The 14,214-nt window shown below is 70.8% G+C and carries 12 protein-coding genes and 1 pseudogene; 11 read left to right on the top strand and 2 right to left on the bottom strand.

The features are described from left to right. Positions 1 to 85 precede the first annotated feature (85 nt). From ACIBEI_RS49335 to ACIBEI_RS49325, 3 genes and pseudogenes are all read left to right on the top strand, one after another. Positions 86 to 766: pseudogene (locus ACIBEI_RS49335) on the top strand (glycerophosphodiester phosphodiesterase family protein); the annotation flags it as partial. Positions 767 to 881: 115 nt separating this feature from the next. After that, positions 882 to 1,388 (top strand): RNA polymerase sigma factor, encoded by a 507-nt coding sequence (locus tag ACIBEI_RS49330; RefSeq protein WP_398898076.1) that lies wholly within the window; start codon positions 882 to 884, stop codon positions 1,386 to 1,388. Between the two features lie 45 nt (positions 1,389 to 1,433). Continuing rightward, a complete protein-coding gene (locus ACIBEI_RS49325; protein ID WP_398898074.1) occupies positions 1,434 to 1,937 on the top strand; it encodes a GNAT family N-acetyltransferase in 504 nt (167 codons plus the stop codon). Positions 1,938 to 2,025: 88 nt separating this feature from the next. Here ACIBEI_RS49325 and ACIBEI_RS49320 read toward each other — a convergent pair whose 3' ends face one another. Together ACIBEI_RS49320 and ACIBEI_RS49315 are read right to left on the bottom strand one after the other, a co-directional pair. Then, on the bottom strand, positions 2,026 to 2,445 hold the full coding sequence (locus ACIBEI_RS49320; protein ID WP_398898072.1) for a hypothetical protein: 420 nt from the start codon (positions 2,443 to 2,445) through the stop codon (positions 2,026 to 2,028). Between the two features lies 1 nt (position 2,446). Next, positions 2,447 to 2,806: a hypothetical protein gene (locus ACIBEI_RS49315; RefSeq protein WP_359717116.1), complete on the bottom strand. Its 360-nt coding sequence runs from the start codon at positions 2,804 to 2,806 to the stop codon at positions 2,447 to 2,449. A 69-nt stretch (positions 2,807 to 2,875) separates the two neighbouring features. On the opposite strand from ACIBEI_RS49315, the gene ACIBEI_RS49310 reads away from it, so the two are divergent. The 8 genes from ACIBEI_RS49310 (at position 2,876) to cobT (ending at position 13,958) form a co-directional block, all read left to right on the top strand. Continuing rightward, complete coding sequence (locus ACIBEI_RS49310) at positions 2,876 to 3,523, top strand: HAD family hydrolase (RefSeq protein ID WP_398898070.1); 648 nt, start codon at positions 2,876 to 2,878, stop codon at positions 3,521 to 3,523. Between the two features lie 321 nt (positions 3,524 to 3,844). Then, a complete protein-coding gene (locus ACIBEI_RS49305) occupies positions 3,845 to 4,936 on the top strand; it encodes a methionine ABC transporter ATP-binding protein (RefSeq protein WP_398898069.1) in 1,092 nt (363 codons plus the stop codon). Further along, on the top strand, positions 4,933 to 5,658 hold the full coding sequence (locus ACIBEI_RS49300) for a methionine ABC transporter permease (RefSeq protein WP_398898068.1): 726 nt from the start codon (positions 4,933 to 4,935) through the stop codon (positions 5,656 to 5,658). The genes ACIBEI_RS49305 and ACIBEI_RS49300 overlap by 4 nt, the downstream gene beginning before the upstream one ends. A 99-nt stretch (positions 5,659 to 5,757) precedes the next feature. Beyond that, positions 5,758 to 6,588, top strand: coding sequence for a MetQ/NlpA family ABC transporter substrate-binding protein (locus tag ACIBEI_RS49295; RefSeq protein ID WP_398898066.1), 831 nt, complete (start codon positions 5,758 to 5,760; stop codon positions 6,586 to 6,588). A 31-nt stretch (positions 6,589 to 6,619) separates the two neighbouring features. Further along, positions 6,620 to 7,450, top strand: a complete 831-nt coding sequence (locus tag ACIBEI_RS49290) for a MetQ/NlpA family ABC transporter substrate-binding protein (RefSeq protein ID WP_398898064.1) — start codon at positions 6,620 to 6,622, stop codon at positions 7,448 to 7,450. A gap of 132 nt (positions 7,451 to 7,582) precedes the next feature. Further along, positions 7,583 to 8,221, top strand: a complete 639-nt coding sequence (locus tag ACIBEI_RS49285) for a GNAT family N-acetyltransferase (RefSeq protein WP_398898062.1) — start codon at positions 7,583 to 7,585, stop codon at positions 8,219 to 8,221. A 175-nt stretch (positions 8,222 to 8,396) separates the two neighbouring features. Next, positions 8,397 to 9,608, top strand: a complete 1,212-nt coding sequence (cbiE, locus tag ACIBEI_RS49280) for a precorrin-6y C5,15-methyltransferase (decarboxylating) subunit CbiE (RefSeq protein WP_398898061.1) — start codon at positions 8,397 to 8,399, stop codon at positions 9,606 to 9,608. A gap of 339 nt (positions 9,609 to 9,947) precedes the next feature. Further along, positions 9,948 to 13,958, top strand: coding sequence for a nicotinate-nucleotide--dimethylbenzimidazole phosphoribosyltransferase (gene cobT / locus ACIBEI_RS49275; RefSeq protein WP_398898059.1), 4,011 nt, complete (start codon positions 9,948 to 9,950; stop codon positions 13,956 to 13,958). The last annotated feature ends 256 nt before the right edge of the window (positions 13,959 to 14,214 follow it).

Here is a 14,214-nt window from a genome sequence, read left to right as displayed (position 1 = left end):
CCAGTGCATCGAATAGATGCCCGCTGGGTTCGGCGGGAGGCTGCGCGGAAAAGACCCGGAACATCGGGACCTCGCCGCGCAGCCCACCCAGTACGACGGCCGCTGGGAGATCCCCACCTTCGAGGAGGTGCTGCGCTGGCGCGAGGAGCAGAGTCGCAAGCGCGGCAAGCAGGTCTGGATCTACCCCGAGCTCAAGCACCCCACCTACTTCCGCAAGCTGGGCCTCGGCCTGGAGGAGCGGGTCGCCAAGGTGCTGCGCAGGCACGGCCTGGACAAGAAGAACTCGCCCGTCATCGTCCAGTCCTTCGAACCGACGAGCATCCAGCGCCTCAACAAGCTGGTCGGCAACCCCCTGGTCGTGCTCCTGTCCGCCGCCAACACCCGTCCCTGGGACTTCGTGGAGACGGGCGACCCGCGTACGGTCGCCGACCTGGTCAAGCCCGCGGGCCTGAAGGAGATCGCCTCCTACGCGCAGGGCATCGGCCCGACCCTGGACCTGATCATCCTGAAGGACGCGAGCGGCAACCTCACCACCCCGACCACCCTGGTCCGGGACGCGCACGCCGAGGGCCTGATCCTGCACCCGTACACGATGCGCAACGAGAACCCCTTCCTGCCCGCGAACTTCCGCAAGGGCACCGACGCGGACGGCTACGGAGACGCCTTCGGCGCCTTCCGGACCTACTTCGCGACCGGCATCGACGGGGTCTTCACCGACAACCCCGACACCGGCATCCTCGCCCGCGAGGACTTCCTGAAGCGCTGAGCCCTCACCGACGAACCGCCACCGCGCTCGTCAACAGCTGAGCCCCCGGCCCCGGTTGGGGTGACAGACGGCCGCCCCGGCAACCTCGTGCCGGGGCGGCCGCGTCGTGCCGCATATGACCCACGACATGCTCGACACGCTGCGTCCACTGCTCGCCGCCGAGGCCTCCGCGGAGGCATATGCCTCGGGCGCTGAGCCCGGCGACCTGGAACAGGCCGTCTGGGTGCGCCTCCTGGAGCACCTCGGCACGGACGGCCCGCCCGCCGACCCGGCCGCCTGGCTGCGCGGCGCCGTCCGCTCCGAGGCCCGCCGCACCCGGCACACCGCGAGCATCGAGCTGCCGTACGCGTCCGAGCCGGCCGACGACAGCCGGCCCGGCCCGGAGCAGCTCGCGCTCACCGCCGCCCGGCGCCGGGCCCTGCACTCCGCCGTACGCAAGCTGCCGGGCCGCTGTCCGCGTCTCATGGCCGCGCTGCTGTCCCCGCAGGACCTCACATACCGGGAGATCGCGGGGGAGTTGGGTATCTCACAGGGCAGTCTCGGTCCGGAACGTTCCAGATGCCTGGCTTGTCTGCGCCGAATGCTTACGTCGGAGGTTGCGGCGCACGAAGCACGGGGATAGGAGTGAGGGACAACGGCGGAACAGGTGAGCGGGAGGCATGCACACATGGGCATGAGCGTGACCATCTCGGCGGCGACCGAACAGGACGCCGAACAGATCCTCAAACTGCAGTTCCTCTGCTACCAGAGCGAGGCCGAGCTGTACGGCGACTACAGCATCGAGCCCCTCACCCAGCCCCTCGACTCCCTCAAGGCGGAGCTCGCGGGCGGCACGGTCCTGGTGGCCCGGCTGGGTGACGAGGTGGTGGCCTCGGTGCGTGCGGCGGTGGATGCGGATGGCACGGCCCGCATCAACAAGTTGATCGTCCATCCGCGGATGCGGCGGCACGGGCTGGGCGGGCGGTTGCTCGACGCGATCGAGTCCCGGCTGGCCGAGGACGGCGGCGCGAAGAGTTTCCAGCTCTTCACCGGGCATCGCAGTGAGCACAATCTGCGGTTGTACCGGAAGCACGGGTATCAGCTTGTTTCCACGGAGCGGGTGGATGAGCGGTTGAGTCTGGTGACCCTTGCGAAGGGGTCTTCGACCAGTGCTTTTGTAGCCAGCGCTTAGGGCTGTTCTTCGTCCGCGGGTTCGTTGTGGCTGGTCGCGCAGTTCCCCGCGCCCCTAAAGGGGCGCGCCGGACCCTGACGCCTGCCTATCAAGTCGCGGTTCTGCTGCGGCGGAGCCAGAACAGTGCTGTCACTGGGAGTAGGACCGGGATGAACAGGTAGCCCATTCCGTAGTCCGACCAGACTGTGGCGTCGGGGAAGGCGGAGGGGTCCGCCAGGGTCCAGGTGCCCACGGTCAGGACGCCCGCGAGTTCGGCGGCGCAGCACACCAGCGCCGCCTTCCGGGCCGTCTCGCCGCCGCGTACGAGCGAGTACGTGATGAAGCCGTAGACCAGACCGGCCACCGCGGACAGTGAATAGGCGAGCGGCGCCTTGTCGAACTCGGTCGCGATCTGCACGGCTGAGCGCGACACGGCGCCGACGACCATCACGCCGTACAGCCAGACCAGCAGGATGCCCGGACCGCCGATGAGCCGTGTCCGTCCTGGCTGCTTGTCGGTCGCCGCCATCTCAGCCTCCCCAGATGTCGTAGAGCCGCACCTGGAGCACGGCGAGGACCACGCCGCCGGCCGCGACCGTGATCGAGCCCCAGCGGGTGCGCTCCGCCAGCGACATGAAGCCGGCCGCCGGGATGCACGCGAAGGAGCCGATCAGATAGGCCACGAAGATCGTCGTGCCCTGCTCCGGCTTCTCGCCGCGGGCCAGCTGGACGATGCCCACCACCAGCTGGACGAGGGTGAGTACCGTCACCACGGCCATACCGATGAAGTGCCAGTCCTTGGTCGGCTGGTCGCGGTAGGCGGCCCAGCCGCACCAGGCGGCGAGCGCGAGCGCGGCGACGGCGGTCGCGACCGTCAGGGCATCAAGCATGCCGCGACCCTATTACGGGCCAAAAGGCCCGATGCGATCGCCCCCGGGGTGCCCCGTAGGGTCGAGGGCATGAAGATCCAAGCCGATGCCCTGCTGTTCGACAACGACGGAACGCTCGTCTCGTCCCTTGAGTCGGTGTACCGCTGCTGGACCCGCTGGGCCGAGGAGTACGGGATCACCGCCGAGGAGTTCGCGCGGGTCGAGCTGCACGGCCGCCCCGCCGCCGAGATAGCCGCCGACCTGCTGCCCGCCGACCGGGTCCCCGAGGCCGTCGTACGCATCGAGCAGCTGGAGGTCGAGGACGTAGAGGGCGGTGTCCAGCTGCTGCCGGGGACCCGGGCGCTCCTCGACTCCGTGCCCGCAGACCGCTGGGCCGTCGTCACCTCCGCCACCCGGCGGCTGGCCGAGGCGCGCCTCGACGAGGCCGGTATCCGGCCCAAGACCCTGATCGCCGCCGACGACATCACACGCGGCAAGCCCGACCCCGAGCCGTTCCTGCTCGCCGCCCGCCGCCTCGGCGTGGACCCGGCCCGTTGCGTCGTCTTCGAGGACGCGCCCGCGGGCCTTCAGGCAGGCCGCTCCGCCGGGATGACCACCGTGGCATTGACCACAACACACCAGGCCGCCGAGCTGCGCGCGGACGTCGTCGTCGGTGACCTCTCGGCCGTGTCGGCGCTGGTCACGGACGGGGGAGTGGAGATCTCCGTCGGCGACTGAGGAGTGTCCACCGCTGTCCGCGATGCGGACAGCGGTTCTCGGTCACGCGCGTACGTCTGCTTTACTTTTCTCATGACCACGACGAGCAGCCGCATCCTTGCGACCGAGGCGACCATGACGCCCGGTGCTCGCTGTATGTGTCGAATGTGCGCCTTCTAGAGGGCCCCCGCACCACCCAGAGCCTCGCGCCCCGAAGCGAGACCGCTCAGGTCTGCCCGTACGACCCTTTCGTACGCGACTGAGCCTGCCCCGCGCACGCAGTTCTGCCGAAACCCGGCTTTCATCGCCACCGCGTGAACAACCGTGCCGCGTTCCGACCGAATGCACCCGTGCCCGGCGCACACCCACGCCCTGCACTCGACAGTGACGGAAACCCCAGTGATCACGACAACAGGCCTGAAGAAGGTCTACCGCTCGCGCGGCCGTGAGGTCACCGCCCTGGACGGCGTCGATCTGCACGTCCGCGAAGGCGAGGTGTACGGCGTCATCGGACAGTCCGGCGCCGGCAAGTCCTCCCTCATCCGCTGCGTCAACCTCCTGGAGCGTCCGACCGCCGGCACCGTGACCGTCGCCGGACAGGACCTCACGGCCCTCGCCGGGCGCGGCCCGCGTGCGGGCCGGGAGCTGCGGAAGGCGCGCAGCCACATCGGCATGGTCTTCCAACACTTCAACCTGCTGTCCTCGCGGACGGTCCAGGACAACGTCGAGCTGCCGCTGGAAATCCTTGGCACGTCAGGGAAGGAACGTTCCCGCAAGGCGCTGGAGCTGCTGGACCTGGTCGGCCTCTCCGACAAGGCCAGGTCCTATCCGGCCCAGCTCTCCGGCGGCCAGAAGCAGCGCGTCGGCATCGCCCGCGCCCTGGCCGGCGACCCGAAGGTGCTCCTCTCCGACGAGGCCACCAGCGCGCTGGACCCCGAGACCACCCGCTCCATCCTCCAGTTGCTGCGCGACCTGAACCGGCAGCTGGGCCTGACCGTCCTGCTCATCACGCACGAGATGGACGTCGTCAAGAGCATCTGCGACTCGGCCGCCCTCATGGAGAACGGCAAGATCGTCGAGTCCGGCACCGTCAGCGAGCTGCTGGCCACCCCCGGCTCCGAGCTGGCCGCCGCGCTCTTCCCGGTGAGCGGCGACGCGTCCGCCGACGACCGCACGGTCATCGACGTCACCTTCCACGGCGACGCCGCGACCCAGCCGGTCATCTCGCAGCTCTCACGCACGTACAACATCGACATCTCGATCCTGGGCGCCGCGATGGACACCGTCGGCGGCAAGCAGGTCGGCCGGATGCGCATCGAACTGCCCGGCCGCTACGAGGAGAACGTCGTGCCGATCGGCTTCCTGCGCGAGCAGGGGCTGCAGATCGACGTCCAGGGCGAGGCGCCCGTGCTGGTGAAGGAAGGTGCCAAGTGACCTGGTCGGAGATGCAGCCGCTGCTGGAGCAGGCATGTTGGGACACCCTCTACATGGTCGGCTGGTCGACGGTCATCGCCGTAGTCGGCGGTCTGCCGCTGGGCGTCCTGCTGGTCCTCACGGACCGGGGCGGCCTGCTGCAGAACACCGTGCTGAACAAGGTCATCGGGCAGGTCGTGAACATCGCCCGCTCGATGCCCTTCATCATCCTGATGGTCGCGCTGATGGGTTTTACTCGCTCGATCACCGGTACGACCATCGGCCGCGAGGCCGCCATCGTGCCCCTTGCGATCGGCGCGATCCCCTTCTTCGCGCGCCTCGTCGAGACGGCGGTCCGCGAAGTGGACGGCGGGCTCGTCGAGGCCGTGCAGTCGATGGGCGGCAACACCTGGACGGTCGTCCGCAAGGTGCTCGTCCCCGAGTCGCTGCCGTCGCTGATCTCCAGCACCACCACGACGATTGTCGCGCTCATCGGCTACTCGGCGATGGCGGGCACGGTCGGCGCGGGCGGCCTCGGTGACATCGCCATCCGCTACGGCTACCAGCGCTTCGAGACCGAACTGATGTGGATCACCGTCGGCATCCTCGCCGTGGTCATCTCCCTCATCCAGTTCGCCGGGGACTTCGCCGCCCGCGGGCTGCACCGCCGAGGCGGCCAGTCGGGTGCCGTTCCGAGGCTCAGGCTCCTGAAGGCCGCCACCGCGACCAGCAAGACCGTCTGACACCTACGGCTCCCGCCGCCACCCTCTCGTCCTCACCCCCCTCAGTTCTCCCCGCACACCCTCCGCGGGGCCGCTACACCCTCAGGAAAGGCACTTTTCGTGCGTAACACTGCCAAGATCACCACCGCCGTCCTCGCGGCCGGAGCCCTCACCCTGGGTCTCACCGCCTGCGGTTCGGAGGAGGCCTCGGGCTCCGCCGACGCGAGCGGCCCGCTGGTCGTCGCCGCGAGCCCGGTCCCGCACGCCGAGATCCTCACCTACGTCAAGGACAACCTGGCGAAGGACGCGGGCCTCGACCTGCAGGTCAAGGAGTTCACCGACTACGTCCTGCCGAACACGGCGACCCAGGACGGCTCCGTGGGCGCCAACTACTTCCAGAACCAGCCGTACCTCGACGACTTCAACAAGAAGAACGGCACCGACATCGTGCCCGTCGTGACGGTCCACCTGGAGCCGCTCGGCCTCTACTCCAGCAAGATCGAGAAGGCCGACGAGCTGAAGAGCGGTGCGACGGTCGCCGTCCCGAACGACACGGTCAACGAGGCGCGGGCGCTCAAGCTCCTCGACGCCAACGGGATCATCACGCTCAAGGACGGCGCGGGCAACGACGCGACCCCCAAGGACATCGCGAAGAACCCGAAGAACCTCAAGTTCAAGGAGCTGGAGGCGGCCCAGACCCCGCGCTCCCTGGACGACGTCGACGCCGCGGTGATCAACGGCAACTACGCCATCGAGTCCGACCTCAAGCCCTCCGAGGACGCTCTCGTCCTGGAGTCCGCCGAGAACAACCCGTACGGCAACTTCCTCGCCGTGAAGAAGGGCAACGAGGACGACCCGCGCGTCAAGAAGCTCGCCAAGCTCCTGACCTCGCCCGAGGTCAAGAAGTTCATCGAGGACAAGTACGCCGGCTCCGTCGTCGCGTCGTTCTGAGCCCACTTCCAAGGATTGAGGACGACCACAGATGCGTAAGCTCGTAATTCCCGCCGCCGCGGCCGCACTTGCCCTGGGACTCGGGCTCACCGCCTGCGGTTCCGAGTCCGGCTCGGGCGACGGTGGTTCCGACGGACCCCTCGTCGTCGGCGCCACCGCGGTCCCGGCCGGCGAGGTCCTCTCGTACATCAAGAAGGATCTCGCCGCCAAGAACGGACTCGACCTGGAGATCAAGGAGTTCACGGACTACGTCCTGCCGAACACCGCGCTCCAGGAGGGCTCGCTCGACGCGAACCTGTACCAGAACAAGCCCTACCTGGACGATTTCAACAAGTCCAAGGGCACAGAGCTGGTCCCGGTCGTGGATGCGTACCTGCCGCCCATGGGTGTGTACTCCAAGAAGGTCCAGGACGTCACGGAACTGGCCGACGGAGTCACCGTCGCGGTGCCGAACGACATCACCAACGAGGGTCGCGCCCTCCAGCTCCTGGCTTCCAAGGGCGTCATCACGCTCAAGGACGACGCCGGCACGACCGCGTCACCGGCGGACATCGTCAAGAACCCGAAGAACCTCAAGTTCAAGGAGCTGGAACCGGCCCAGCTGCCGCGCTCCCTCGACGACGTGGCCGCCGCGGTCATCAACAACAACTACGCCCAGGACGCCGGCCTCAGCCCCGCCGAGGACGCCATCCTGCTGGAGTCCGCGAAGAACAACCCGTACGCGAACCTCCTCGCCGTCAAGAAGGGCAACGAGGACGACCCCCGGGTCGAGAAGCTCGCGAAACTCCTGACCTCTCCAGAGGTGACGAAGTTCATCAAGGACAAGTACCAGGGGTCGGTTCTGCCGGTCACCTCCGGCTGACGCCGTTTCGCTCGCACTCACGGGGTCGATTCGTCGACAACGACTCGGCCCCGTGGTGCAGTTCGGTGCTTTCATGCTGCATGCTGGGCAGTTCAGCAGGCCCGACGGTCCCTGATGGTTACGGAGCGGCGCATGACTAACACCTTCCCCGACATCTCCCTCAGCACGGAGCGGTTGGTGCTGCGCCCTCTCGAGGACGAAGACGTTCCGGCCCTCACGGAGATGATGAACGACGAGCAGGTCGTGGCCTGGACCTCCGTTCCGCAGCCCTTCACCGAGGACGCCGCCCGCTCCTGGATCAACCGGTACGCGCCGGGCGAGCGCACCTCCGGCCGCGGGCTCGACCTCGCGGTCACCGAGTTCCTCACCCAACGCCTGGTCGGCATAGTCCAGTTGGGCAAAACGAATTGGCATGTCCGCTCCACGGAGCTGTCCTACATCGTCGCCCCCTGGGCGCGCGGCGAGGGATACGCGTCCGAGGCGGCCCTCGCCACCGCCCAATGGCTCTTCGGCGACCAGAAGTTCGAGCGCCTGGAGCTGCGCACCGCCGCGGACAACACCGCCTCGCAGCAGGTCGCGCAGAAGATCGGCTGCATCAGCGAGGGAGTCCTGCGCAACGCCTGTATAGCGCGCACCCGCACCGAGGACGGGAGCTGGGTCGCCCTGCGCACCGACTTCATCGTGTGGGGCCTGCTCCCCGAGGACATCGAGGGCATCGCCGAGCAGCTCGCCGACACCGGCGGCTTCACCTCGTACTCCGACTGGAACTGACGTCGCGGTCGCGCCGGAACCGACGCCGTAGCCGGACGGCCACCGCGCGGAGGACGGCCGTGGACCCGCGCCCCCACTCCTGGAAGTCCCGAGGTACGCTCACGGGGCTCCGCATGCCTGCCTGGCGGCCGCATGCCCATCCGAGACCTGCGAAGACTCCAGGAGACTGACGACGATGGCCGACCGGGTCACGGTGATCGGCTGGGACGGCTCGCCGCTGACCGACGCGGCGCGCTCGGCTCTCGGTGCCGCCACGCTGGTGGCGGGCGCGGGCCATCACCTCGTCCTCCCCGAGATCCCCGCGGGCGCCGAGCGCATCCGGCTCGGCAGCGTCTCGCTCGCCGCCCGCCGCATCGCCGCCCACCGGGGTACGGCCGTCGTCCTCGCCGACGGCGACCCGGGCTTCTTCGGAGTCGTACGCACCCTGCGCGCCCCCGAGTTCGGCCTGGAGGTCGAAGTCGTACCGGCGGTGTCGTCCGTGGCCGCCGCCTTCGCCCGCGCCGGTATGCCCTGGGACGACGCACAGGTGGTCGTCGCACACCGGCGCACCCTGCGACGCGCGGTGAATGTGTGCCGCGCGCACACCAAGGTCGCCGTCTTCACCTCGCCCGGAGCCGGCCCCGCCGAGCTGGGCCTGCTCCTCGAAGGGGTCCACCGCACCTTCGTCATCTGCGAGGAACTGGGCACGGCGCGCGAACGCGTCACGATCCTGACCTCCGACAAGGTCGCCGACCACACCTGGCGCGACCCGAACATCGTCATCGTCATGGGCGGGCCCGTCGCAGCCTCCGAGGGCGGCAGCTGGATCGCCGGACGCGACCCGGGAACCGGACCGCGCGGCTGGGCCCTGCCCGACGAGGTGTACGGCGGCGACCTCGGCGAGGGTGAGACCGAGGTGCTGCGGGCGGCCCAACTCGCCCGCCTGGGACCGCGCGTCGGCGACCTCGTGTGGGACATCGGCTCCGGCAGCGGCGCCTTCGCCACGGAGGCCGCCCGCTGCGGCGCCGCCGTCATCGCCGTCGACCGCGACCCCAACGCCTGCGCCCGCACCATGGCCACCGCCCGCCGCTTCGGCGTCCAGCTCCAGATCACCCACGGCACCGCGCCCCACATCCTGGAGAACCTGCCCGAACCGGACGTCGTACGCGTCGGGGGCGGCGGCGCCGCGGTGGTCTCCGCCGTCGCCGACCGGCGCCCGCAGCGGATCGTCACGCACGCCGCGACACGCGACGCCGCCGAACTCGTCGGCAGGGACCTGACGGAGCACGGCTACCAGGTCGAATGTGCCCTTCTGCAGTCCGTCGAGCTGGACACCCGGGCCTGGACGGAGAAGGAGCGGAGCGTCGCTTTCCTGCTCACCGGACTCCTGCCCGACCGCGCCCTGTGATCCGGTTGTCGTACCGCGCGCGGTAGGCTGGCCGATCGTTGCACTGCGCTCGGCTTGTCCGGTATTTCGCCGGTCAATGTCCGGAAAACGCACCTGTTTTGGGATGCGTGTGGTACGGCGGAAAACCGGAGGACGCGCAACGTGGCGCAGTCCACAGCGGGCCGTGGCGGATCACCCTGTCGCGGTGGCGGGCCGACCGCGACAATGCCTGTTAATGGTTTTGTCGACCGGTCGTTCGTGCCGCCCGGCACGCATGCTCGTTACTTCATTGCGGGCGGTCGGTGCGCCGCTCCGGACGAGCAGGTCGTTGGAGCACTAACCGATGGGCGAGGGGTACGCATGACCGACACCGGCCAGGTCCCGGGCGAGGGGCTGCCGGAGAACCAAGGCATGGTGGAGCAGCCGGGCGTCCCCGCCCCCGGCGCGTACACCTACCTCTCCGACAGCACCGCCGAAGACGAAGACCTGTTGCTGCTGCCGGGCGCCCAGGGCGCGTGGGGCAACGAAGTGGCCCCACCGGCCCCGGCGCCGGTCGTCGAGACCGTCCACGAGCCGGGACCGCACCACGAGCCGGGACCGCACGAGACGGCGGGCCGCGACAGCGGCTCGGTCGACCTCAGCGCCGTCCGGATGTCCTCGCCCGCTCCGCAGCCGCCCGTCGCCCGTCGCCCGCTCCACCTCGGCCCGCCCACTCCGGACGGCGCCGGCAGCCCGGTCCGTTCCCTCGCCGACCGCGGCCCGGCGGGAGCACCGGTCCACGCCGTTCCCGTACGACAGGCCGGTCCGCCCACGGTCGGTCCCGAGTACCTCGACGTGCCGCGGGACGACATCGCGCCGCAGGGCGCGGCTCCCTGGGGAGCGCAGGCTCAGGTACGGGTCGCGCCGCCGGTGGCACAGGTCGGTGCCGAGGCCACGGCTGCAGAAACGGTCTTCCCCGAGGGCGGGGGAGCGCACGCCGGTGGCACGCCGGACGACGGGCTCGCGCCGGTCGCGGAGGCCGCGCACAACTCCGACGCGGGGGGCGTGCCGCCCTCGGGGGGCGAAGGAATCCCCGCCGCACAGCCTCCCGCCGAGGTGCCCGCGCCCGAGCCGGCCCAGGCGGAGCAGGCACAGCAGGTGCATCCGGACCCGCCGAGCGCTGTCGAGGTTCCCGAGACCGGGCCCGCACCCGTCCAGGCGGTCGCCGACGCTCCGGAGGCGGAGCCGACCACTGAGACCGTGTCGGCCCCTGAGAGCGTCCAGACCCCTGAGACTGTGCCGACTCCGGACCCCGCGTACGTTCCTCAGCAGCCGGAAGCCGGGCATGGTCCCGAGGGCATGCAGGTTCCCGAAGCAGTGCAGGTTCCTGAAGCAGTGCACGGTCCCGAAGCGGTTCAGGCACCGGAGGCCGTCGCCCAGGCCCCGGAAGCCGTCCACGTCCAGGTCCAGGACTACGCGCAGGCCCCGCTGCTCGCGGACGGTTCGCTCTTCCCGCAGGCTCCGGAGACGCCCCAGACCCACGAGGCCGCCCAGACCGCCCCCGAGTTCGCGCACGCTCCGGACCTCGCCCAGTTCCCGCAGCCCACGCCGTTCCCGGTCGCGCCCGTCGCCGCGTACTCCTCGCAGGCCTCGGACGACACCGGCTCGCACGCGCCCGAGGCGTACCAGCCTCCGCAGGCGGCCGACGAGATGCAGCCCGCGCACGCGGAGCAGGACCCACAGGCCGCGTACGCGGCGGAGCAGCAGTTCCAGGACCCGGCGGCGGCACAGCTCGCCGAAGCCGGTCCGCAGGTCGAGATTCCGCAGCAGCAACCGCAGTTGGCGGAACCCGCGCCCGCCGTGGAAGAGGCCGCCGAGGCCCAGGAAGCCGTCCAGCCCCCGGAGTTCACGGAGCCCGCGGAAGCGCCCGTCGTGAGCGTCGCCGACATCGACCACTCGCAGGCGGCCCAGGTCGACACCGCCGTACAGCCCGAGGCACCGGAACCGGTGGCGGTACCCGACCAGGTCGCGGCACCCGAACCGATCGCGGTCCACGGCGACCCGACCCACGACGCCCCGACCCACGGCCACGAGTCCTACGACGAAGCGGCCGTCCCCACGGCCACCCCCGTGGAGGTGGCCCACGCGGAGGAGAGCCTCGGCCAGTTCGTGCCGGTCGAGGGCACCGTCCCGACCACCCCGCACCTGGCTCCGACCCCGCCGCACGCCATGACCGTGCCGCCCTTCCCGGAGGAGCCCGCCGAGCAGCACGCCGAGGAGACGGCGCCCCCGGTCGCGGCGACCGCCGAGCAGTTCGTGACCACTGAGCAACTCGTGCCCGACGAACAAGCCGCGCCTGTCGAACAGGCCACGCCCGTCGAGCAGTCCGCGCCCGAGTCCGAGTCCGAGTCCGTGACCGAAGCCGCGCCCGCGGAGGAGCCCGTACTCGCCCTCCCCACCCCCAGGGAGCCCGAGCCGGCCCCCGAGGCCGAGGCAACTCCCGTACCGGAGGCGCCGGTCGAGGACCAGGACCACCAGGGCCAGGGCCACGACCAGGACGAGGCGCCCGTAGCCGCACAGCACGCGGAGGACCTGGACACCAGGGCCGCCGACCAGGAGGAGAGCACGGCCGCCGTGGCAGAGACGAGAGAGCCCGCCGGCCCGGCCGCGCCCGGCTACGACGACGCCGAGCGCGAGGCCGTCCTGCGTGTGATGCGCGAGCGCCGGGACATCCGCAACGGCTTCCGCAGCGACCCCATCCCGCACGACGTGCTGCTCCGGGTCCTGGAAGCGGCCCACACGGCACCGTCCGTCGGCCACTCCCAGCCGTGGGACTTCGTCGTCATCCGCTCGGCGGAGACCCGGCGCACGATGCACGAACTGGCCCAGCGCCAGCGCGAGGCGTACGCCAAGTCGCTGCCCAAGGGCCGCGCGAAGCAGTTCAAGGAACTGAAGATCGAGGCCATCCTCGACACCCCGGTGAACATCGTCGTCACCGCCGACTCGACCCGGGGCGGCCGGCACACGCTCGGCCGTCACACCCAGCCGCAGATGGCGCCGTACTCCTCCGCGCTCGCGGTCGAGAACCTGTGGCTCGCGGCCCGGGCCGAGGGCCTGGGCGTGGGCTGGGTGAGCTTCTTCGACGAGCGGGAGATGGTCCGCGAACTGGGCCTGCCCGAGCACCTGGACGTCGTCGCCTACCTCTGTGTCGGATACGTCGACGAGTTCCCGGAGGAGCCCGAGCTGCTGCAGGCGGGCTGGTCCAAGCGCCGCCCGCTCTCCTGGGTCGTCCACGAGGAGACGTACGGCCGTCGGGCGCTGCCCGGTGAGGAGCCGCACGACCTGCTCGCGGAGACCGTCTCCAACATCCGCCCGCTGGACGCCAAGGCGCTCGGCGAGGCGTGGGAGCGCCAGAAGCGCATGACCAAGCCGGCAGGGGCCCTGGGCATGCTGGAGATCATCTCCGCCCAGCTGTCGGGCCTCTCGCGGATGTGCCCGCCGCCGATCCCGGAGCCCGCGGCCGTCGCGATCTTCGCCGGCGACCACGGCGTACACGCCCAGGGCGTCACCCCGTGGCCGCAGGAGGTCACCGGCCAGATGGTGGCCAACATCCTCGGCGGCGGAGCGGTCTGCAACGCCTTCGCCAGCCAGGTCGGCGCCGAGGTCTGCGTCGTGGACGTGGGCGTGGCCTCCGATCTGCCCGCGACCCCGGGCCTCCTGCCGCGCAAGGTCCGCGCGGGCACGGCCGACATGACGACAGGCCCCGCCCTGACCCGCGAGGAGGTCAAGGCGGCCATCGAGGTGGGCATCGAGACGGCCCGCGACCTCGTGGCGGCCGGCAACAAGGCCCTGATCACGGGCGAGATGGGCATCGCCAACACCACGGCGTCGGCCGCCCTGATCTCCGTCTTCACGGACAGCGACCCGGCCGATGTCACGGGCCGCGGCACCGGCATCAACGACGAGACCCTGGCCCGCAAGACCGAGGTCGTACGCCGTGCCCTGGAGCTCCACCAGCCGGACCCGGCCGACCCGATCGGCGTCCTCGCGGCCATCGGCGGCCTGGAGCACGCCGCGATGGTGGGCCTCCTCCTGGGCGGCGCCTCGCTGCGCACCCCGGTGATCCTGGACGGCGTCAGCGCCGGCGCCGCCGCCCTGGTGGCCCGCGCCATCGCCCCCGAGGTCCTCGCGGCCTGCATCGCCGGCCACCGCAGCGCCGAGCCGGGCCACGTGGCCGCCCTCAACAAGCTGGGCCTGCGCCCCCTGGTCGACCTCGACCTCCGCCTCGGCGAGGGCACAGGCGCCCTCCTGGCCCTCCCGGTGGTCCAGAGCGCGGCGCGTGCGATGCACGAGGTGGCGACGTTCGACTCGGCGGGGGTAACCGAGAAGTAGCCCCGCTCCCGGTTGTGGGCAGGCGTTCCGCAGGGCGGAACGGGTGGGCACAACCGGGAACCCACCCGCACGGTCAGGGGGTCCGGGGGCGGAGCCCCCGGTTTCGGGAAGGGGCGGGCCTGGGGAAAGAACCCCCCCCCCCCCCCCCCCCCCCCCCCCCCCCCCCCCAAAAAAACCCCCCCCCCCCCCCCCCCACAGGGGGGGGCGCCCCCCCCCCCCCCCCCCCCCACGTGCGCCCCCCCCAAAGGCCCAAAAA

It is taken from the genome of Streptomyces sp. NPDC050988 (assembly GCF_044456225.1).
In the GTDB taxonomy this organism is placed as follows: domain Bacteria; phylum Actinomycetota; class Actinomycetes; order Streptomycetales; family Streptomycetaceae; genus Streptomyces.
This window is presented reverse-complemented; position numbering and strand designations above follow the sequence as displayed.

Bases quoted from the DNA above. Each gene is read 5' to 3' on its own strand.
- ACIBEI_RS49330 (WP_398898076.1), top strand. From the start codon at position 882: ATGACCCACGACATGCTCGACACGCTGCGTCCACTGCTCGCCGCCGAG.
- ACIBEI_RS49325 (WP_398898074.1), top strand. From the start codon at position 1,434: ATGGGCATGAGCGTGACCATCTCGGCGGCGACCGAACAGGACGCCGAA.
- ACIBEI_RS49320 (WP_398898072.1), bottom strand. From the start codon at position 2,445: ATGGCGGCGACCGACAAGCAGCCAGGACGGACACGGCTCATCGGCGGT.
- ACIBEI_RS49315 (WP_359717116.1), bottom strand. From the start codon at position 2,806: ATGCTTGATGCCCTGACGGTCGCGACCGCCGTCGCCGCGCTCGCGCTC.
- ACIBEI_RS49310 (WP_398898070.1), top strand. From the start codon at position 2,876: ATGAAGATCCAAGCCGATGCCCTGCTGTTCGACAACGACGGAACGCTC.
- ACIBEI_RS49305 (WP_398898069.1), top strand. From the start codon at position 3,845: ATGCACCCGTGCCCGGCGCACACCCACGCCCTGCACTCGACAGTGACG.
- ACIBEI_RS49290 (WP_398898064.1), top strand. From the start codon at position 6,620: ATGCGTAAGCTCGTAATTCCCGCCGCCGCGGCCGCACTTGCCCTGGGA.
- ACIBEI_RS49285 (WP_398898062.1), top strand. From the start codon at position 7,583: ATGACTAACACCTTCCCCGACATCTCCCTCAGCACGGAGCGGTTGGTG.
- cbiE (WP_398898061.1), top strand. From the start codon at position 8,397: ATGGCCGACCGGGTCACGGTGATCGGCTGGGACGGCTCGCCGCTGACC.
- cobT (WP_398898059.1), top strand. From the start codon at position 9,948: ATGACCGACACCGGCCAGGTCCCGGGCGAGGGGCTGCCGGAGAACCAA.